Here is a 20,153-nt window from a genome sequence, read left to right as displayed (position 1 = left end):
CCCCTCTTGCTAAGACCCTGGCTTTTCGTCCAAGGTGTTCTTATCGATTAGAACGGTAGGTCACTCGATTAAGAAAAGTCAACAGCGCCTTGCCCAAACCTCAAGCAACATCTGACGCTTGTGAGAGCATCCGTTATAGCGACACGGAACGCACACCTGATGAGCGGATCCTTGCCGACCTCGCGGGAGCCCTCGACCGTACCCTGCCCGTGCCGCTCGGCATTCAGCTACGTGGGCTGATTGAGTTCGGCATTGCTCTCGGCGAACTTCCTACGGGACAGCGATTGCCTTCGGTCCGGGAGTTGGCGGAGCGGGCCGGGATCGCACATATGACCGTGGCGACGGTTTACCGCGAGCTACGCGAGGCGGGGCTCATTGAGGCGAAGCCTGGGGCAGGCACCTATGTAGGCGACGGACACAATAGCGACGGCCTCCGGTCGAGTGCAGTCCGGAAGATTCAGCGCCGGATCGAGGGCCTCTTCCACGAGGCGGAGCAACTCGGTCTGGCTCCCTCCGTCGTTTCGTCGCTAGTCAACGCCCGCGCCGCGCGAGGTCCAACGCCTTCCAGGGCATTGCGCCTCGTCATGGTGGGCAACTTCGTCGAGACGACACAGCAATACGCCAACTGCATCCAGGACTATCTTGGTCCAGGCGATACGATCGCGGTGACGACGGTCGATGCACTGCACACGGGTGAGTCCTTCCCCTCTCCCTGCGATATTTGCGTGACGCTCGCCCATCGGCGCGGCGAGGTCGAGCATCTCGTTCCGAAAGGCGTTCCAGTTGTCGGCTTGAGCTTTATCCCGGCCGAAGAGACGCGCGCACAGCTGGCCATGATCGACCCTATGGCGCGCGTCGGTATCGTGTCGATCTTCCCTGAGTTCACTGCGCTGATGAAACCGGGCGTCCTGCGCTTCGCGCCTCACGTTTCCGATGTGGATGTGCGTCTGATCACGGCACCCGATCTGGAAACGTTCCTGTCTCAGGTCGATGTGGCGATCTATGCCAGCGGGGCGGAAGTGGCCGTCAGGCAAGTGTTGCCGCCGGATCGTCGGGCCATGGAGTTCCGCTACGTGCCGGACCCCCACGCCATCCGTGCGACCCTGCTTCCCGCAATCGAGCGGTTGCGCTCGTCGATCGTTTCGCAAGAGGAAACCTTTCATGAAAATCAGTGAGATGAACTGGCTTCAGGTCGAAGAATACCTGAAGACGGATGATCGCGCGGTCGTTCCCCTCGGCTGCACGGAGCAGCATGCCTATCTGAGCCTGTCCGTCGACAGCATTCTGGCGGAGCGCGTGGCTCTGGAAGCCGCGGAACCGACAGGTGTTCCGGTGTTCCCCGTCCAGGCCTATGGTATCACGCCATACTTCATGGCCTATCCTGGGACCGTTTCACTGAGGGCAGAAACCTATCTTCGCATTATCACCGACATCCTCGATTCGCTGAAGCGCACGGGCTTCCGGCGCATTCTCTTCGTCAATGGTCATGGCGGGAACGCGCCTGGCCAAACGGCTGCCATCGAATGGATGGGCGAGAACCGGGAGTGTCGGGTGAAGTTCCACAACTGGTGGAATGCACCCCGCACGTTCGAGAAAGTGAAGCAGATCGATCCGATAGCTTCCCATGCCTCCTGGATGGAGAACTTCCCCTGGACACGTCTGGACGGTGTCGAGCAGCCGGCGCATCAAAAGCCGATGGTCGATCTTGAGCGGATGCGGACGTTCGGTCCGCAAGGAGTCCGCGAGATCCTGCAGGACGGAAACTTCGGCGGTTACTTCCAGCGATCGGACGACGACATGAACGCCATCTGGGCTGTGGCGATCGAGGAAACCCGCGCACTTATCGAGACTTGGTAGATGAACCGGAACACCATTCTTATCTGGGGCGCCGGCGCCATTGGCGGTACGCTCGGGGCATACCTCTCCCGCGCTGGCGAGGACGTGCTGCTCGTGGATATCGTCGAGCCGCATGTGGAGGCCATGAACACGGACGGACTACTCATCGAGGGCCCCGTCGAAACGTTTCGACAATCGGTCAAAGCCGCAAGGCCCAGCGACGTCGAAGGTCAGTTCAGCCGCATCATCCTGGCAGTCAAGGCTCATCATACACGCGATGCCGTCCGCTCGCTGAAGCCCTATCTTGCGGAGAGCGGCACCGTTCTCTCTGCGCAGAACGGATTGAACGAAATCATCATCGCCGAGGAGATCGGCGCCGAACGGACCATCGGCTGTTTCGTCAATTTCGGCGCGGACTGGCTGGAGCCGGGACGTATTCTTTTTGGTAATCGGGCAGCCGTCGCGGTCGGCGGGCTCGACGGCCAGACCAGCGACGCCGTGCGCGAATACCATCGTCTGCTGTCGATCTTCGAGCCGAAGGCCGTGCTCACCGACAACATCTGGGGCTATCTGTGGGGCAAGCTGGGCTACGGCTCCCTGCTCTTTGCGACGGCCCTGACCAACGCCTCGATGTCGGAGAACCTTGCCTCTGAGCGTCACTTTCCAGTCTACCGTCGACTCGGTCAGGAGGTGATGGCGGTGGCGAAGGCGCGCGGCGTTAAGCCTTTGGGCTTCAACGGGTTCAACCCGGATGCCTTCATGCCGGGGGCTGATGAAGATGCTGCCCGCCGCTCGGTCGCCGACATGGCGGAGTTCAACCGGCATACGGCCAAGACCCATTCCGGTATCTGGCGCGATCTCGCCGTGCGCAAGCGCAAGACCGAGGTGGACGCCCAGATCGCCATCATCGCAACCCTCGGCCACGAAGCCGGGATCGCGACCCCTGCCATCAGCAGGCTCGTCGAACTGATCCATCACATCGAGGATGTGCGGCGAGAACAATCCTGGTCCACTCTGGACGAAATGCTGAAGTTATGAATCTGGATTTCACTAGCCGTCGGGTCGCAGTCACTGGGGCCGCACAGGGCATCGGACGGAGCATCGTGCAATGCCTCGCATCGGAAGGCGCCCACGTCTGGGCTCTCGACCTGGACGAGGCCGGATTGCGCATCGCTTCGGAAGCAGGCGCGGTGGCAACGCGCGCCCTCGACTTGGCCGATCGTGGCGCTGTCGGTCACGTGTTCGAAGAGATGGCGGAGAGCCTGGGGGGCATCGACATCCTGGTCAATTGCGCGGGCGGGGTCCGCGGCCAGGTGGCGAAACCGATCGACGAGGTGAGCGAGCACGAGTGGCTTGTGCTCTTCGAGGCCAATGTGCATGGCGCGTTCTGGTGCTCGCAGGCCGTCGCTCCCCACATGAAGCGCCAGAAGTTCGGCCGCATCGTCAATATCTCGTCCGGAGCGGGCCTGCGCCCGAGCCTGACCGGGATTCAGGCCTACACGGCGTCGAAACATGCTCTAGTGGGTTTGACGAAGCAACTCAGCTTCGAACTTGGTCCCCATGGAATTACCGTCAACAGTGTCGCTCCGGGCTTAGTGCTGTCCAATCCGGCGACCCAGCGCCAATGGGAGAGCTATGGCTCTGAGGGCCAGTCTCGGTTGGTGGAGAGCATTCACACGCGCCGGCTTGGTCACCCTCAGGATATCGCCAATGCCGTCATGTTCCTGGCATCCGATGCTGCATCCTGGATATCCGGCCAGATCATCTCGGCGGACGGTGGGCGCTCCTGAGACCCGGGCGGAATAACCAGGTTTCAAATAACGAAATCGAGGAAGAATCATGGATGATATCGGCGGCCAACCCTGGGCTTGGGACGAGCAGACCTGGCGGAGTAAGGTCGAGCACGTGCGCGCTGGACGGCCCATGAAACCGGCGAAATGGAAGAATGGAGCCCGCTGCGCTGTCGCCCTGTCTTTCGATTCCGATCACGAAACGAACGAGTTGCGGGACGGAGGCAGATCCGTGGGCCGCATGTCGCAGGGGCAGTACGGCAATCGCCAGGGTGTTCCGCGAATTCTCAGCGCGCTTGCCCGGTTCGACGCCAAGGCGACGTTCTTCGTCCCGGCCGTGGCCGCCCTTCTCTACGAGGATGAGCAACGGCGGGTCGTCGCAGAAGGTCATGAAATCGGCATTCATGGCTGGATCCACGAATTAAACAGTCAACTTCCCTATGAGATTGAACGTGATCTCATGTTCCGCGCGGCTGATACCCTGGAGCGGATTACCGGAGTCCGACCTGTAGGCTTACGCACACCCTCCTGGGACTTCAGCCCAAGCACCCTGCAAATCGAACGGGAGCTCGGTCTTCTCTACGACTCGTCCTTGATGGCCGACGACGACCCTTATGAGTTGCTGGAAAACAGCGAGCCTACGGGCATCGTGGAGCTTCCCGTCGAGTGGATTCGCGACGATGCGGTATATTTCAACATGCATCGCTTCAACGGCCTGCGCCCGCATACCCCGCCGACGGCTGTCTACGACATCTTCTTCCGCGAATTCGACCGCGCCTATGAGGAGGGCGGCCTCTTCCTTTTGACCATGCATCCGCACGTGACGGGATACCGTTCGCGCATCTGGATCCTTGAGAAGCTCCTGGAGGAAATCACCCAGCGGTCGGATGTGTGGATTGCCACTCATGCGGAGATTGCCGCCTTTGTTAAAGCGGAATGCCCCTGATGGATCGCGCCCGTCGCGCCCAGGATGCTGGTCTCGCCTGTGGCAGCCTGCAACCAGGCAGGTTCAACAGCATCACCGATATCCCGGGTGTCAGGGTCGGCCATCGCACCCTCAATGATGGCGACATCCGAACCGGCGTGACGGCCATCATCCCGCATGGCGGCAACCTCTATCGCGAGAAGCCAGTCGCTGCCGTGCATGTCCTGAACGGCTTCGGCAAGAGCGCAGGTCTGATGCAGATCGAGGAGCTGGGTACCCTTGAAACACCTATTCTCCTCACGAACACCCTTTCGGTCGGGACCTGCTGCACGGCGCTTGTGCGCCACGCGATCTCAAGCAATCCGGATATCGGCAGAGAGACATCAACGGTCAACCCGGTCGTACTCGAGTGCAACGACGGCTATCTGAACGATATCCAGGCTCTCGTCGTTGCAGAGGACGATGCGCGAGCCGCTCTGGACATCGCTTCATCGGACGTCGCGGTCGGATCGGTCGGCGCCGGCTGCGGGATGAGCACATTCGGGTTCAAAGGCGGTATTGGCACAGCCTCCCGCCGTCTCGAGATCGACGGACAGAGCTTTCATCTTGGTGTTCTCGTTCTGTCAAACTTCGGTCGGTCAGGTGACCTGCGCCTGCCCGATGGCAGGATCATCTCGCCTGTCACACCCAGTTCTGAACCCGATCGTACCGAGAAAGGCTCGATCATCATCGTGGCAGCTACCGACATCCCGCTCAGCGATCGACAGCTCAGGCGCGTCCTGCGGCGCTCGGGGGTAGGGTTGGCCCGGCTCGGCTCGTTCTGGGGCCATGGCAGCGGCGACATCGCAATCGGCTTCACCACAGGCAATATTCTGGCTCACGACGGGAATGCGGATCTTGTCGAGATTCGGATCCTGAGCGAGCAGCGCATCGACCTTCTCTTCCAAGCCGTGGCGGACTCCACGCAGGAGGCCGTCCTTGATGCGCTGGTCGCCGCAAACTCCATGACGGGCCGCACGGGCCATCACCGTCCGAGCCTGCTCGACACTCTCGCGACACTCTCTGGGGACGTGAGCCAATGACAAGCAATCCGACCACGCAGAACGACTTTTCCTTGGCAGTTCATGGAGGTGCAGGCACCATTTTGCGCAGCAGGATGACGCCTGAACGCGAGGCCGCTTATCACGCAGGCCTGCGCCGGGCGTTGAATGCCGGCCGCGTTGTGCTGGCCGATGGCGGCAGTGCGCTTGATGCAGTCTCGGCTTCGGTCATGGCGCTCGAGGATGAGCCTCTCTTCAATGCTGGGCGCGGCGCGGTTTATACCTCGGCCGGCAAACAGGAGATGGACGCTGCCGTCATGGATGGACGTGACCGCTCCGCAGGAGCCGTGGCAGGTATCTGCGGGCCGCGCAATCCGGTCCTCGCCGCACGCGCCGTCATGGAGCATTCCGGCCATGTCATTCTCATCGGCGAAAGCGCCCTGGAATTCTGTCGGAGGCAGGGCCTTCCGTTCGAGGATCCGTCCTACTTCTACACTGAGCAACGTTGGAACGCCCTGCAGGAAACTCTGGCGATGCGCAAGAGCGGAGCCGACGACCAAGACGAGTCGCGCAAGCATGGGACGGTTGGCGCAGTCGCCCGCGACCGCAATGGAAATCTTGCCGCGGCGACATCCACCGGCGGCATGACGGCGAAGTCACCCGGACGTGTCGGCGACAGTCCCGTCATTGGAGCCGGAACATGGGCCGACAACGAAACCTGCGCCATCTCGGCCACCGGCCATGGAGAGATCTTCATCCGCTATGCGGCGGCTCACGAGATTGCCTCCCGGATGCGCTATGCGGCTCAGTCTCTCGAAGAGGCTTCGCGGGCTGTCGTAATCGACACGCTGGCACCGGCTGGCGGATCTGGTGGCATCATCGCCGTCGATCATGCTGGCAATCTGTCCCTACCCTTCAACTGCTCGGGAATGTATCGCGGCATCGTCAGGAGCGACGGCAAGCTTCTTACAGCGATCTATGACGAGCCGCTCGTTGAGTTCTCTGATCCGAATGACCAGCGGAACTGAGGCATTGAATTCGGACGCTCGTGGATGAATGATGGCGAGGCATAGCCAAGGGAGAGTCTGACGTGATCTCGCACTACGCATCGGCCGCCGTCTTCGTCACAAGCACGCTGATCTCATCCATCGCCTTCGCGCAGCAGACCACCGGGCAGACAGGGCTCTGGCCGGTCTACGAACAAAGTATCAAGAGCGCCAAGCACATCGATCTCACTCATGCTTTCGCGCCATCCCAGCCCGTCTGGCCGGGATTCGGCCATGCAGAATTCAAGGCGACAACGGCGGGCGCCGACATCCCGAACTATGTTCAGAAGGGCGAGGAATACACCTACGCCAAGCACGGATTCGTCGCCACCAGCTACATGCTCACGACAGATCAGTACGGAACACAGCTCGACCCGCCGGCTCACTGGGATGAGTACGGCGCAACGATCAGCGACCTGCCGCCGACTTATGCGCTCCGCCCGCTGGTGGTGATTCCGATCCACGAAAAGGTAGCCGCCGACCCCGGGTATCACTTGAGTGTGGAGGACATTCGCAGTTGGGAGAGCCGGAACGGCCGCATCCCCGAAGGTGCCGTCGTCATGGTCCGGTCCGATTGGTACAAGGGCTGGAGCGACCCTATCCGCTTCGCGAGCAAGCCCCATCCAGGTGTCAGCCTCGACGCTCTCAAGTTTCTGCACCTGGAGCGCAAGATCCTGTTTCATGGACACGAGCCTCTCGACACGGATACGACACCGACGTTGGAGGGCGAGTCCTGGCTTCTGCACAACCATTTCACACAGGCGGAAGGGGTCGCCAACCTGGACAAGGTTCCCGAGACGGGAGCGCTGATCTCGATCGGCTTCGCCAAGCCTCTTGGCGGCACGGGCGGTTATGCCCGCTACGTGGCTATCGCTCCAGCCGACTGGCCCTACGGGGTGACAGTGGCGGATGCACCCGGGGCTCCATTGCCGAAGCAGGCGGCACCTCTGCGTCGCGATGAGAGAGGTGTGATGCGCCCACAGGCAGGAGGCAAGTGAGGTCCATCGGCAGGAATGACCCGGCTGCCCCATGACGGCCCATTGCGTCCTGCCTATTCTCCATCCTGTGAGGGCGCCTATATTCCACCCATTCGATCCGATTCCAGAAGGAATGATCCATGCCACTCAACGAGAACCCTGTTTGGTTCATCACCGGCTGCTCCACCGGGTTCGGGCGGGAACTCGCCCAATTGGTGCTGAAGCGGGGCTGGCGTGCCGTGGTGACCGCGCGGGACATCGCGCGGGTCGAGGACCTGACCCGCGGTTATGAAGCCAAGGCTCTCGCCGTATCGCTTGACGTCACCAGGGATGATGACATTGCGGCCGCCGTGAGCGAGGCTGAGGCTCGGTTCGGTTCGATTGACGTGCTCGTGAACAACGCCGGCTATGGGTATCAGGCCTCTATCGAAGAAGGCAATGATGAGGAAATCCGTGCCCAGTTCGAGACCAATGTCTTCGGTCTCGCGGCGATGACCCGTGCCGTGCTGCCCGGCATGCGCGCCCGCCGCCACGGGCACATCGTCAACATCTCGTCCCAGGCCGGATTCATCGGCTATCCCGGCTCCGGCTATTATGCTGCGACAAAGCATGCGGTGGAAGGCCTTTCGGACGCCCTTTCCAAGGAGGTCGCTCCGCTCGGGATCAGAGTGACCTGCGTCGAGCCCGGGCCCTTTCGTACCGATTGGGCGGGGCGTTCCCTGCAGCAGCGGCGTCCGGCCATCGAGGATTACCGGGATACCGTTGGGGCCCGCCTGGAAACGACGGCAAATTATAGCGGAAAGCAGCCGGGTGATCCCGTTCGAGCGGCGGAGGCGATCATCAAGGCTGTCGAAGCGAGCAATCCGCCCAAGCACCTGGTGTTAGGTGCGATTGCACTCGATGGCATTCGGGAGAAGCTGAAGGAAACGCTTGCGGAGGTCGAGGCTTGGTCGGAGACAAGCCGTTCAGCCGACTACCCGGATGGAAACCAGTAGAGAGATCGTTACGCGTTGGGTCGAGCGTCCATTGCTCTGGCATTACCTGGCCGATCTCTCATTGTGGCATGCTCGACCCCTCACCTTCCTTCAACGGAGTACCCTGTCCATGAGCCTCGAGTCCGTTCGCGCCTTTCTGGCTCATCACGCACCGGATCTCCGAATCATCGAAATGCAGACCAGCACCGCCACCGTGGCTCAGGCGGCTGAAGCGCACGGTGTCCGACCTGAGAGAATTGCCAAGACCCTGTCCCTGAGAGTGGGAGAGAGAAGTTTCCTGGTGGTCACGAGCGGCACGGCTCGATTGGATAACCGCAAGGTCAAGGCGACTTTTGGCGGCAAGGCGTCGATGCTGGACTCCGAACAGGTTCAGGCTCTCACGGGTCACCCGGTTGGCGGAGTCTGCCCTTTCGGGTTGGCAACACCGCTGCCGGTGTATTGCGACATTTCCTTGAAGACATTCGAAGAAGTGGTTCCGGCAGCCGGCTCAATCCATACCGCCGTACGTATCAATCCGCTGAGAATGGCTGAGCTTGTCGGCGCAGATTGGGTGGATGTCTGCCAAGCGAGCGAATGACGAATTGGTTCGTCTGATAACACCACGAGCGGCCCCTCGATTCGGAGCCTTGACTAGATAATGAAGAAATCCTTCTCCGTGATGGCAAGACCAGGTTTCAGCTTGAAGAAAAGGACAGGCTTGTACTTGGATCCCGCTCCGTCCGCATCATAGGACAGGTAGCCGTTTTTCCTGTTATAGACCAAGTAATCATTTGCGTCCTGCGACTTGCCCCCGATTATCAGGTAGTCCGAGTGTAGTTTCCCTGTCTTGCGCAATTTTTTGAAGACGCCGTTCTCCAGGCGAATCGTATCGTCCTTCACGTTGAAGTCCGTGATCGTATCAACGTTGGCCCTGGCATTCAGCGCGTTCCTGAATACGAAGGTATCTCGGCCCCAACCGCCGGCGAGCGTGTCATTGCCGAAGCCACCATCGAGAGAATCATTGCCGGTGTCACCGTAAAGCCGATCAAACCCTTCTCCACCCTGCAGTGTATCGGCGTGCACTCCTCCGTAGAGCGTATCGTCCCCGCTCTGCCCGATGAGCCAATTGCTCTCCGTGCCACCATAGAGACGGTCATAACCCGCACCGCCGTCGATAGTGTCTTTGCCCATATCACCGTAGAGCACGTCGTTTCCGTCCTCACCTGAAAGCAGGTCGTTGCCGATGCCACCGTAGAGAAAGTCCTGCCCTGTGCCTCCATCGAGGATGTCGTCGCCACCATCGCCATAAAGCCGATCGTCGCCATCGAGGCCTCGGATGATGTTGGCGCCGATATTGCCGAAGATCTCATTCGAATGTTCATTGCCGACAAGATCGACCGGAGAAAAACCGCCAGCCGCTTTCAGCACTTCAACATTGTCACTCAGCGTGAACGAGACTTGCGTGATGATCGTGTCGTATCCCTGTCCGGTCTCTTCACGGACCACGTCCCAGAGACTATCGACGATATACAGATCGTTTCCATTCTGCCCGATCAAGACGTCGGCGCCGCCTTTGCCGTCGATTTCATCGTCACCGGGAGTGCCGACGATCAGGTTCGCGAAGTCGTTGCCGATGAGAGAGAGGGAATTCACCCCTTCGGCCGCCCACAGCTCCTCGATCTCTGCATCCGCGGCCATGGCGAAACTGACGGTGGTCGACACGATGTCGTGGCCGCCTGCGGGAGCCTCGAGAATGCGATCGTCTCGGCTGTCGACGAAGTAGGTGTCATTGCCGGATCCCCCGTTCAGCGTATCTGCGCCCGGGCCGCCATACAGCCGATCATCGCCGCCCGATCCTTCAAGATAGTCGGCGTTTGATGAACCGTTGAGCTGGTCGGCCCCTGTCATGATTGCATCGACACTGGCAGAGCTTTGCTCCTGAAAGCTGGAAAGCCCGCGATATGCGAACAGAGGCGATCCGCCCCATTCTCCATAGGTCAGATAGGGGACGCCATTCAGCTTGAACTCGATATAGGCTATCTGCCCCCACGCGTCTGACACGACGGGTCCTCCATAGAGAACGTCAATCATCATATGATCCACGTTCACCTGGAAGCGCGCGGTCTCCCATCCTGGCGCTGTTGCTATGCTGATTTCGCTGGTAATCGGCGTAAAAAAATCCTTCAACCGAAGTCCTGGACGCGTAGAGTTGTGAAACGTGACGACCGCCATTGTCTGTTACCAGGAGGCTTTCAGGTTGGAGAGCAGGACGACGCAGCCTGTAGCCGACTCTGTCTATTCAGGGAGCGAACGTCTTCCCTGGGGATGATCGCTCATCACCGAAGCAGCAATTCGGGTCAACGGCGTCCACATATTTAGTCCTAGTATCTCACAATCGCAATCCATGCCCCAGGTCACTTTCACGAGGCATAGGTGTCCCCGCGTCCGCGAAGTATGGTCGCACCGCTCCCGGCATCATGCTTCCGGATTGCGTTGTGCTCGCCATCAGGATCGCTGCGGGAGCGGCGGCCGGGCTGGTGACGGGTTGCCTCTCCTTGCGATCTCCTGGGTCTTGAGCTTAGGAGATTCACGAGCGGCGTCGCAAGCATCACGAGGAACGCAGACAGCCCGAAACAGGCGCCATAACCGTAATGTTGCGCGATCCAGCCTGCTCCAATGCCACCGATCATGCTGACGAGCGCATCCATGCATTGCAGCAGCGTAAAGTCGATCCCTGCCTGACGGGGATCTGAGAGCGTCATGAACTGTGCGTAAAGCGCCACAAAGCCCAGCGCCATGACAGCGGACGAACTTGCGAGCGCGAGGCAGAGCAGAAGAAAATGCGAGCCGCCCCCTGTCGATGCGACTGTGGCAAGACCAGAGAGGGTGATAGCTTGGAGGACGAGTGCAATGATCATGACGGGCCGCGAGCCCCAGAGTCGGACCAAGCCGCCGCCCAGCACCGCACAACCAAACCCGATGATCATTCCCCCGGCTCCATTGACGATCCCGAGGGCGTCCAGACCGAGGCCGGAATCGATCAGGAATGGCCCAAGCATCGCCAAGCCCCACTTTTGTGAGATAGCATAAAGGGCGGCGAGCCCTAGACCTTTGCGCATCCCGGCGCGGTTGAGTGCATCGCGGAGAGATGGGCGATGGGATCTCACATCGTCTCGAATGGCTGCAGGCGACAGGATGAAGGGTAGACCGAGCAGCACGAGAAGCGCCGCCATGACGATCATGGCCAAGGGCCAATCGAACCGCGCCACAAGGACAAGGAAAAGACCCGAACCAACCGCGGAGCCGAGATAGGCACCCCCCACCTGAGCGGCGTTGCCCCAGCCATGATATTGCGTGGAAAGGCTTTCCACAGCATGACCGTCGCATGCGATGTCCACCGTCGAGGCGGCAAAGGCAATGACCACGAACAAGGTCATCAAAGGCAACAAGCTGCTCGGGCCGACGAGTGCCGCTAGGAGGAAACAAGTTCCGGAGACCATCCCTCCGATCAGAACGATCGATCGCGATCGGCTTGGCCCTGTGGGCGGCAGACGATACCGCTCGACCGCTGAAGCCCAGAGGAACTTCAGCACCCATGGAAGAACCGCGAGATAGGTCAGCCCAATCTGATCGAGAGGCAGCCCGCGGTCACGAAGCACGCTCGGAAGAGCACTGAAGGTCACGCCTCCGATGATGCTCTGTCCGACATAGAGCCCTCCGACCGCAAGGACGACGGCAAGCGGGGAGCCGAAGCCCCGGGTGGGAGGCACGCCTGTCGCAGCCATCGTCACCACCGGTAGCGCAGGCTAGCGATCACTTTGCGGCCCTCATCCCAGTAACAGTAATTGGATGTACAGACCTGACCGTCCTCATCAAGTAGATTCGTCGCATTCACTTGGAAGCGCAGGCCCTTAAGGCTCGGGTCGAGATTTTCCAGATCGTAACGGATCGCGGCGTCGAGATAGGCGCGAGGCGCATTCTCGATGATGGGGCGGTTGAGGTTGTCTCCGGCACTTGAGCCGACATAGCGAACCCCACCGGCAATGCCGAGGCCCCTCGCCGACCCGCCCTGGACCGTATAGTCGAGCCATAGTGCGGCCGTGTGATAGGGAACGCTCGTCAGCCGATTGCCTACGGTTTCGGGGGTTAGCTTCTCAATGCGAGCATCGATGTACGAGTAGGATGCCTGGACATTCAACCCATCTGTGAGAGAAGCGACGCCCTCGAGTTCAAAGCCCTGGGAACGCAAGTCGAGTTGAACCTGCTGGTTGGTGGCGTCGATGACCTGATACACTACGGCATTCTCCTGCCGGATATCAAACACGGCCGCCCGAAGCGATGCATTGATCCCCGGCAGGTCGTACTTCACGCCAAGCTCGATCTGTTCTCCCGTCGTCGGTTCCGCAACCGTGCCGCCGAGGACCGTACCCGGATTGGGCGTGAACGATGTTCCCCAACTCACATAGGGGGCGAGACCGAAATCGGTCACATAGCCCAGGGCGGCGCGCCCCGTGAACTTGCTATCGTCCTGGTCGAATTGGAGTCCTGCGGTGTCGAATTCACTCGACAGCCAATCATGACGTCCGCCGAGAGTCAGCCGCCAGTTTCGCCATTTGAGTTGATCCTGGATGTATATCCCCGTGAGTGTCTGCGTTTGCTCCTCGCGATAATTGAGCAAAGGATCTGCCCCAACGGGGACGACACCGAACCCCTGCTTCGAGACATAGCTCAGACGGCTGACGTCCAAGCCCGACAAGATCGTGTGATCGACAGCGCCAGCTTTCAGGCGGGTCTCGAGGTGCGTGTCGGACACGATGCCCCAGTTGTTCTCTCGCGTGAGACCTGAGCCACCGAAGTAATATTCCTGGTTGGTGCCGAGCGAGGAGAACCGGGTGCGCTGACGCAGGGTGAACATATCATTGATGCGGTGCTCGAACTCGTAGCCGATCCGGCCCTGTTGCTGCCGAAAGTCGTTGTAACGCCTGTCACCAGCAAATGTGCGGGTCGCACCGATCGAAAGACTGGTGGGATTTCCGGCAGCGTCGGTCGCATAGTCGTTGAGATAGGCCGCCGTGCCACCCGTCGTCGAATCCATGAATTCGCCAAGGACGGTCAACGTCGTGGCATCGTTTGGCCTCCATGTGACGGCCGGTGCGATGAAGATCCGGTCGTCTTTGACGGCGTCGATCTCGGTTCCAGCCTCCCGCAGGAGGCCAGTCAGTCGATAAAAGACCGTATTATCGGCACTGATGGGACCCGAGAGATCGAAGTTGCCCTGCAAGCGTCCATAAGAGCCGGTTTGGATTTCGATCTCGCGAAATGGAAAAAACGTGGGACGCTTCGAAATGAGATCAACAATCCCCCCGGTGCTGCTTGCGCCATAGATCGAAGCTGCTGGCCCCCTCAGGATCGTTATTCCCTCTAGTCCGTAGGGCTCGAGGCGAAACAAGCCATTTGGACTGTTCACCTGACGCAGACCATCGCGGAAAACACCCGTATAGGTGACATCGATGCCGCGGATGGAAAACGCATCGTAGCGGGGATCGAAGCCATAGCCTCCGGTCCTGACGCCGGGCGTGTAGGATACTGCATCGAGCAAAGTCTGAGGTTTACGGTCCTCGAGCTGCTCATGCGTAACCGTCGATATCGACTGCGGTGTTTCGAGGATCAGCGTGTCCGTCTTTGTGGCGCTGCGGGTCGATGTAGCGACATAGCCGTTCGCGGTGAGGTCCCCTTCCTGCCCGCTTCTGCTCCCTTCGACCGTGACTTCCTCGAGCTGAACGGCACGTTCCTCTAGCGGTTGGGCGAAGACATCACTTGAAGTCAGCATAAGGGCCGAGGACGCCAGCAAGGCAAGGGAGAACTTCACGGCAGAAACTTTCAAAGCATGAGAATAGTTTTCGCCTAGCAGAGCTGTCCCGAACGAGTCAAATACTTTAGTTTTTAATTATTTCAATGCGAATGACCACTCAATTGAATAATTCTAAACTTAAAAATACATGTTGGCGGGCGATACACAGGCTTGCGCACAACGGCTTGCGGACTAGGTGCCGCTTAGCATCGTGCTGACCGGTTCGGCTTGGTTCACGTGCACCTGGCGCTTTCCTGTTACGGATTATTGGCAAGGATCTTCTGCACTCGTCCGTCGGATGCGACATGAAAGACACAGCTTAGAAACCGATTGCATCTAAATACTCCTATTCCTTAGAGTAACCGACTATTTAATCTTGACACTTCTTTTGTCGACTGTTGCCATACCCCGTCGCGTAGACATTCACGCCAAGTCTTCACTGCGGAATCGGAGGGACCCATGGGCCGCATCATGAAAGAGGATGACATCTTCATCTCGGGATTATTCGACCTCATGAACCTTCGATTTGGACCATCGCAGGGTCCAAAAGAAGCCTTTGGCGGTATTGAGGAAATGGCCGAACTGCAGAGAGAATTCCAAATTTTCCAGCGCGGCCGCTCCTTCCGGGACTGCGTTGCAGTTCTCAACCTCGGTGGGTTTTGGAATCCCCGGGCGCGGAACAGATGGCTGCAGTTGATCGGTGATCTCGGGGCATACGAATCGGATCTGCCCGGTGTCAACGGCAACGACCGCATCATGGATATGATGGTCGAGAACTTGGCGTCGCGCAGGCCACTCCCTGTCCTCTTTCAAGCGCATGATTCCCGCAGCGAGGACGGACGGAGAGTCATTGTGAGGAATGCTCCGACGGGTCGCTTCTATATCGAGCAGAACTATATCATCGTGTCGATCCCGATGCTTCCAAAGACAGCTCCCCGAATCGCACGGCAAAGCACGGCAGCCGCGCGGAAAGTAGCCACCAAATCAAGCAAGGCGTCGTCCAAGGGAGCGGCCAAGACTAGCCGTACGACGCCCCGGCGGAAGTAGGAGCCCGCGCTGCATGACAGCCACGGCACCCACGGAGCTTGAGAAGACTTACCGACAGATCGCAGAGTATTACTCGCGGAGACTTCGTCGCTTCGGGCCGACGCCTTTCGGTGTCGACTGGAGCTGCGTTCCCACTCAGGCCCTGCGCTTTCGGAAACTTCTCAAGATCTGTGATTTCGACAGGCCGATCTCAATCAATGACGTCGGCTGCGGGTACGGGGCTCTTCTCGGTTACATGGCGCTCTACCATTCCGGCGGTACCGTCGACTACCTTGGCGTCGACGTGTCTCTTGCGATGGTTCGCAGGGCAAGAAAGCTCTGGTCCGGAGGTATGATCCGGTTCTATCACGGGTGGGAAAGCCCTCGTTCAGCAGACTACAGCATCGCGAGCGGGATTTTCAACGTGATGCTCGATCAGCCGCGCCCAAGATGGGAGAACTTCATCGAAAGGACATTGGTTCATCTCGGTGCGACGAGCCGCAAAGCCTTTGCAGTCAACTTTGTGCACGAACCTGAGCAGGGGCGGGAAGCAACGCCCGGTCTTTACTGCGCAAGTCCTGCCCAATGGATTGATTTCTGTGAGGTGCGCCTCGGTGCAGAGGTGTCTCTCATCGAAGGCTATGGAATGAGTGAGTTCACCCTTCTCGTTTCACCCAAGGGTTCCGCCTCGAACTTATGACCTAGGCTGCACTGCGTGTTGGAGACTATGGTCGGCGGGTGGTCAAAGTTCGATCGCTCAGGCGGGGCTACGGGCATCTGGCCAAAAGCTTTTTTCGAGCGGCCCTCAAACGCGGCTTGAGGACTGTGGCGCCTGTGGTCTTAATCAACATTTCAGCCTCCGCCAACATCCTTAAGGCATCCTGACAGCGCTCACTTCCGAACTGCTCTATCAATGTGGTACTGGCAACGATCAGTGCTCGGCATTCGGTCAGTCGGGTTGCGCGGTCTCGGGATAGGCTGATCGTCCTCTCCGCCGTCAGAAGTGCTTCTCCGTAATATTGCGCATTGGCTTGGCATTCAGCCAAGCTGGCCATCATATCGGGCTCATAATCCAGCGCCGCCCGCGCCGAATGCATGAAGTTCAGCCCGTCTTCGAAGCCTTGGATTGCTGACCGAGTGTTTCCTTCCAGTTCGTGAGCCATGGCCGTGCATGCGTACGCAAAGACCTTGAGGTAGGGCGTACCATGACGCTCAGCGAGCTGACTGACTCGTAACGCGTGCTGTCTCGCCAATGTCGGATTTCCTGACAGCCAAGCCAAGTCAACATAGCCAAGATGGCTGATGAACTGGACTGTCGGATCGATCAGCCCGTCCTCGATCCCAAGCATATGGTCGAGCCAAGCCCTTCCCTCGTCGATGCGGTTGAGATGGATCAGGACTCGCGCTCTGAGGCTGAGCGTCCAATGCTCGACGCTGTAGCCGAGAAAGCGGTTTTCGAACGCCTGCACATGCTGGAGTAACGACAAGGCACGGTCGTTGGCTTCGAGAGCCTCGTTGAAGAGGCCTGCCCAGCCATAGGCTTGGCTCAGGGACGCATAGAGAGTAGCAGCCCGGCTCTGATCTGATGCTCCATCCAGTATAGCTAATGCGTCCCTGACACGGGTCACGTAATGGTCGGCGGCTCCACCACTTGCTCCGCTGATCCGTGCCTCCACGAACAGAAGCAGGGGGATCATCGAATCGTCCGTCTCCTTGGCAACAGCCAACGCCTCCTGGATAAAGGGGGCAGCATCCTTGGCGCCCATCCCCTCGCGCCATCCGAGCCATGCGATCTGGGCGCTCGACAGGATGAGCAAGGCATTGTCCCTTATGGACGGACTTTGTGCATGGACAAGGCGGTGTACGACCTGCCACTGTCTGATGGCTTGGGCGGGGTGCATCGATCCGATCCACTCGGCCGCTCTGCAAGCGTACTCGGCGGCTTTAGAGAGAATCCCAGCCATTTCGTAGTGGAAGCTGATAAGTCCGGCGACCTCCTCCTGACGTTCGGCATAGTGGCTGGCCAAGGCGGGAGCGACGAATGCATGAAGTCTGCTCCTGCGGGCTTTCAGTTGGCTTGAATAGGCGACTTCCTGGATGAGCGGGTGACGAAAGGAGTAGTAGCGACTCTCTGGCCTGTTCCGCTCCTGAAGAAGTTCGGCGACACATAGCCGGAGGAGTGCAGCCTCAATCCCGGTATCCGATTCCTGCGCACTCACGGCCTTCAATACCTCATACGGGAATTCCTTTCCGATGACTGACGCCATCTGCAGAATCGTCCGATCGAAGGAGGGCAACCTATCTATGCGCTCGCCAATGACAGCCTGAAGTGTCACGGGAAGTGGATTATCGCTGATGTCCCCGCCAAGCCGGTAATCGCCAGGCTTTCCGATGAGGACTTGGCTTTCAATAAGCGAGTGGATGATCTCTTCGGCGAAGAACGGATTGCCGTCCGAACGTTCAGCGATTCGCTCCCGAACGTCTGCCAAGTCCACATGCGAGCCAATTACGGAGGTGATCAGCCCGTCGATCTCCGTGCGGTCAAGATCCTTCAACTCCAGGATCTGGAATCTGTCCTGGTCGACCCAGGATGCCCGGTACGAGGGCCGAAAGTTGACGACCATCAACGCATGAGAATTGGCAATAGAGCCCATCAAGGTTTCCAGAATGGCCTCACTCGCTTCGTCAAGCCAATGTAGATCTTCAAGAATGATGACATGCGGTTTGGAGGCATACCTGGCTACTATCCACGAGATCGAATCCAGAAGTGCAGCGTGACGCATCTTCGGAGTCACTGCTGGCATGGGAGCGCTTTGGGCGATGCCGAGAAACTCGAAGAGAGAGGACAGCGCGTTCTCCGGTGGAGTGCCCAACCGCCCTAACTGATCCATGACATGGTGGCGCATCCGGGCCGGATCGTCGCTCGCAGAAACTCCGAGCAGCAGCCTGACAACTTCGAGGACGGGCTGCATTGGCGCAGCCTTCCCATATGGCTGAACCCTTACTTCAACGACTGGAATCTGTTCTCCCCGGCATCGGCTCGCAAACTCGAAGCAAAGCCTCGATTTGCCACTTCCGGCAGAACCGCATATCCCGACGACATGACTTTGACCGCGGAGGGCTGCCTGTAAGGAGAATTCCAGTGCAGCCATTTCCCTCTCGCGGGCTTGGAACAAGGTGAGGTTGGAATTCTTGAAGAGCTCTCCGGACGAGGCTTGCTGAAGACCGAGGAGTTCGTAAACGGTGATGTCGTAGGGCAGACCGCGGATACTCCTGCGCCCAACCAGCCTTGCGGAGCAATCTCGCTCAACGAGGTGATAACAGTCTTCGCTGAGGTAGATGGCTCCGGGCTCGGCCAACGATTGCACCCGGTTGGCGATATGGATGGCGACTCCGTAAGCCTCCCGTTCGTTGATCGCACCTGCAAACTTCGTCTCAGAAACGATCAGGCCGGAGTGCAGGCCGATTCGGACGGCCGTCGTACCGAGCGCCTGATTGATATCCGAATGAATGGCCAAAGCTGCATGACATGCCAGAAGTGCATGGCCTTCCTGAACCTGTGGCGCACCGAAGAGTGCCATGATTCCGTCACCCAGCGTGTGAATAAGCGTCCCGCCGAAGCGCTCCACAGCCTGCCGCATCAGCGACACCGGCGGCGCGAGACGCCTCATCGCCTGTTCCGGGTCCAAAGTCGAAACAAGTTCGGTCGATGCAACAATATCCGCGAACAGGATGGTGACTGGCTTGAATTCCTCCGTGCTTCCAAGCTCTGGCGGCTCAACCTCCCTGGCTGCCATGGTCGGGACGAGTGGTGCGCCGCATTGGCTACAAAACCGGGAGTTGTCCGGACTGGATTGCGCGCAACGTGGACAAATCATTACGGCCTCAGCTTGCACCGATCACTGACGGAAGCACCTCATCATTTAACGGGATGTCCCGGCAACAATGCAAGCTGCGTGTTAGGACAAGGTACCTTCAGCGAGCGCCATAACACTCAACCAAGGGCGTCTTTATGCTTTGTTGTTACAATTGCGTTTTCAATCGATTGCTTCTTGTCGCGCGTCGATGGAAGACAAGGTGTCAGTCTCGATTGAGACGGGATCCTGTATAGGTCCTCGGCCACGGTTCCTTATCCACCGACGATGAGCCTGCCCGCCGGGAATGACGAGGCACACTCGGCCTGTTCTGAACGCAAGCAGGCTGATTGCTCTCGCCTCGGACTATTGCCCCGGGGTCTTGCATCTGCCAGATTCTGCCCCCACATTGCCTAAGCCTAGGGCTCCGGGACCCTCTGGCGAGCGGGTCGCCGCTCGCGATGTCGGACGCCTCTCTTGCTACTGAGCCAACGAGCGCTCCCGCAATTGGAGGATCCATCTTGGACAACACATATTTTCGCACAGGAACGCCTGGGCTCCGCAACGGCGGCGTCCTCTCCGTTCTGGTGCGCGCATTGGCTGCAGCGGCAGCCGTTTTCGCCCTTTTGACAATAATGCTGATCGGTCTGTTCGTCCTCCTCCCGCTTCTGCTCGCTGGCGGGACAGCGTTGTATCTGTATCTTCGCCGTCGCGCCCGTCAGAATCGAGGCCGTCCTGCGGACGGCATCATCGACGCAGAGTACACGATCATCGACCGGTGATAGCCTCCGATAATCGGCTTGATCCCGGGTCGGGGACTTGGTTCAGGACGAC

At 59.2% G+C, this 20,153-nt stretch carries 17 protein-coding genes; 13 read left to right on the top strand and 4 right to left on the bottom strand.

What is annotated here, in order from left to right; all coding sequences use genetic code 11:
• The first annotated feature begins 89 nt into the window (after positions 1-89).
• From HPT29_RS11610 to HPT29_RS11565, 10 genes are all read left to right on the top strand, one after another.
• Positions 90-1,175 (top strand): GntR family transcriptional regulator, encoded by a 1,086-nt coding sequence (locus tag HPT29_RS11610; RefSeq protein ID WP_173950291.1) that lies wholly within the window; start codon positions 90-92, stop codon positions 1,173-1,175.
• The gene (locus tag HPT29_RS11605) at positions 1,162-1,857 is read left to right on the top strand and encodes a creatininase family protein (protein ID WP_173950290.1); all 696 of its coding nucleotides are present in this window, start codon (positions 1,162-1,164) and stop codon (positions 1,855-1,857) included. Before HPT29_RS11610 ends, HPT29_RS11605 begins: the two co-directional genes overlap by 14 nt.
• Positions 1,858-2,874: a ketopantoate reductase family protein gene (locus tag HPT29_RS11600; protein ID WP_173950289.1), complete on the top strand. Its 1,017-nt coding sequence runs from the start codon at positions 1,858-1,860 to the stop codon at positions 2,872-2,874.
• Complete coding sequence (locus HPT29_RS11595; protein ID WP_173950288.1) at positions 2,871-3,626, top strand: SDR family NAD(P)-dependent oxidoreductase; 756 nt, start codon at positions 2,871-2,873, stop codon at positions 3,624-3,626. Before HPT29_RS11600 ends, HPT29_RS11595 begins: the two co-directional genes overlap by 4 nt.
• Positions 3,627-3,675: 49 nt before the next feature.
• Positions 3,676-4,572: a polysaccharide deacetylase family protein gene (locus HPT29_RS11590; protein WP_173950287.1), complete on the top strand. Its 897-nt coding sequence runs from the start codon at positions 3,676-3,678 to the stop codon at positions 4,570-4,572.
• Complete coding sequence (locus tag HPT29_RS11585) at positions 4,572-5,633, top strand: DmpA family aminopeptidase (protein ID WP_173950286.1); 1,062 nt, start codon at positions 4,572-4,574, stop codon at positions 5,631-5,633. Before HPT29_RS11590 ends, HPT29_RS11585 begins: the two co-directional genes overlap by 1 nt.
• Complete coding sequence (locus HPT29_RS11580) at positions 5,630-6,619, top strand: isoaspartyl peptidase/L-asparaginase family protein (RefSeq protein ID WP_173950285.1); 990 nt, start codon at positions 5,630-5,632, stop codon at positions 6,617-6,619. The genes HPT29_RS11585 and HPT29_RS11580 overlap by 4 nt, the downstream gene beginning before the upstream one ends.
• A gap of 107 nt (positions 6,620-6,726) precedes the next feature.
• Positions 6,727-7,635 carry a cyclase family protein gene (locus tag HPT29_RS11575; protein ID WP_210272496.1) on the top strand — a complete coding sequence of 303 codons (909 nt, stop codon included), beginning with the start codon at positions 6,727-6,729 and terminating at the stop codon, positions 7,633-7,635.
• Positions 7,636-7,754: 119 nt separating this feature from the next.
• A complete protein-coding gene (locus HPT29_RS11570) occupies positions 7,755-8,609 on the top strand; it encodes an oxidoreductase (protein ID WP_173950283.1) in 855 nt (284 codons plus the stop codon).
• A 109-nt stretch (positions 8,610-8,718) separates the two neighbouring features.
• Positions 8,719-9,186, top strand: coding sequence for a YbaK/EbsC family protein (locus tag HPT29_RS11565; protein WP_173950282.1), 468 nt, complete (start codon positions 8,719-8,721; stop codon positions 9,184-9,186).
• Between the two features lie 53 nt (positions 9,187-9,239).
• Here the strand turns inward: HPT29_RS11565 and HPT29_RS28620 are convergent, their stop codons facing one another.
• From HPT29_RS28620 to HPT29_RS11540, 3 genes are all read right to left on the bottom strand, one after another.
• Entirely contained in the window at positions 9,240-10,820 is a 1,581-nt protein-coding gene (locus HPT29_RS28620; RefSeq protein WP_173950281.1) for a calcium-binding protein, read from the bottom strand.
• 188 nt (positions 10,821-11,008) lie between these two features.
• Positions 11,009-12,247 carry an MFS transporter gene (locus HPT29_RS11545; protein WP_349774725.1) on the bottom strand — a complete coding sequence of 413 codons (1,239 nt, stop codon included), beginning with the start codon at positions 12,245-12,247 and terminating at the stop codon, positions 11,009-11,011.
• A 128-nt stretch (positions 12,248-12,375) separates the two neighbouring features.
• Positions 12,376-14,457 carry a TonB-dependent siderophore receptor gene (locus tag HPT29_RS11540; protein ID WP_259060571.1) on the bottom strand — a complete coding sequence of 694 codons (2,082 nt, stop codon included), beginning with the start codon at positions 14,455-14,457 and terminating at the stop codon, positions 12,376-12,378.
• Positions 14,458-14,898: 441 nt separating this feature from the next.
• On the opposite strand from HPT29_RS11540, the gene HPT29_RS11535 reads away from it, so the two are divergent.
• On the top strand, positions 14,899-15,486 hold the full coding sequence (locus HPT29_RS11535; protein ID WP_173950279.1) for a hypothetical protein: 588 nt from the start codon (positions 14,899-14,901) through the stop codon (positions 15,484-15,486).
• Between the two features lie 13 nt (positions 15,487-15,499).
• Positions 15,500-16,165 carry a class I SAM-dependent methyltransferase gene (locus HPT29_RS11530; protein ID WP_173950278.1) on the top strand — a complete coding sequence of 222 codons (666 nt, stop codon included), beginning with the start codon at positions 15,500-15,502 and terminating at the stop codon, positions 16,163-16,165.
• Between the two features lie 67 nt (positions 16,166-16,232).
• On the opposite strand, the gene HPT29_RS11525 is transcribed toward HPT29_RS11530, so the two are convergent.
• Entirely contained in the window at positions 16,233-19,262 is a 3,030-nt protein-coding gene (locus tag HPT29_RS11525; protein WP_173950277.1) for an ATP-binding protein, read from the bottom strand.
• A 578-nt stretch (positions 19,263-19,840) separates the two neighbouring features.
• Here HPT29_RS11525 and HPT29_RS11520 point away from each other — a divergent pair.
• Positions 19,841-20,101 carry a hypothetical protein gene (locus HPT29_RS11520; RefSeq protein ID WP_173950276.1) on the top strand — a complete coding sequence of 87 codons (261 nt, stop codon included), beginning with the start codon at positions 19,841-19,843 and terminating at the stop codon, positions 20,099-20,101.
• Positions 20,102-20,153 lie beyond the last annotated feature (52 nt).

It is taken from the genome of Microvirga terrae (assembly GCF_013307435.2).
Lineage (GTDB): Bacteria > Pseudomonadota > Alphaproteobacteria > Rhizobiales > Beijerinckiaceae > Microvirga > Microvirga terrae.
Note: the sequence above shows the minus strand (reverse complement) of the source record. Positions and strands in the feature narration are given on the sequence as shown.

Coding starts and splice junctions, on each gene's coding strand:
- HPT29_RS11595 (WP_173950288.1), top strand. CDS start 2,871: ATGAATCTGGATTTCACTAGCCGTCGGGTCGCAGTCACTGGGGCCGCA.
- HPT29_RS11525 (WP_173950277.1), bottom strand. CDS start 19,262: ATGGCAGCCAGGGAGGTTGAGCCGCCAGAGCTTGGAAGCACGGAGGAA.
- HPT29_RS11530 (WP_173950278.1), top strand. CDS start 15,500: ATGACAGCCACGGCACCCACGGAGCTTGAGAAGACTTACCGACAGATC.
- HPT29_RS11600 (WP_173950289.1), top strand. CDS start 1,858: ATGAACCGGAACACCATTCTTATCTGGGGCGCCGGCGCCATTGGCGGT.
- HPT29_RS11570 (WP_173950283.1), top strand. CDS start 7,755: ATGCCACTCAACGAGAACCCTGTTTGGTTCATCACCGGCTGCTCCACC.
- HPT29_RS11590 (WP_173950287.1), top strand. CDS start 3,676: ATGGATGATATCGGCGGCCAACCCTGGGCTTGGGACGAGCAGACCTGG.
- HPT29_RS11605 (WP_173950290.1), top strand. CDS start 1,162: ATGAAAATCAGTGAGATGAACTGGCTTCAGGTCGAAGAATACCTGAAG.
- HPT29_RS11580 (WP_173950285.1), top strand. CDS start 5,630: ATGACAAGCAATCCGACCACGCAGAACGACTTTTCCTTGGCAGTTCAT.
- HPT29_RS11565 (WP_173950282.1), top strand. CDS start 8,719: ATGAGCCTCGAGTCCGTTCGCGCCTTTCTGGCTCATCACGCACCGGAT.
- HPT29_RS11585 (WP_173950286.1), top strand. CDS start 4,572: ATGGATCGCGCCCGTCGCGCCCAGGATGCTGGTCTCGCCTGTGGCAGC.
- HPT29_RS28620 (WP_173950281.1), bottom strand. CDS start 10,820: ATGGCGGTCGTCACGTTTCACAACTCTACGCGTCCAGGACTTCGGTTG.
- HPT29_RS11535 (WP_173950279.1), top strand. CDS start 14,899: ATGGGCCGCATCATGAAAGAGGATGACATCTTCATCTCGGGATTATTC.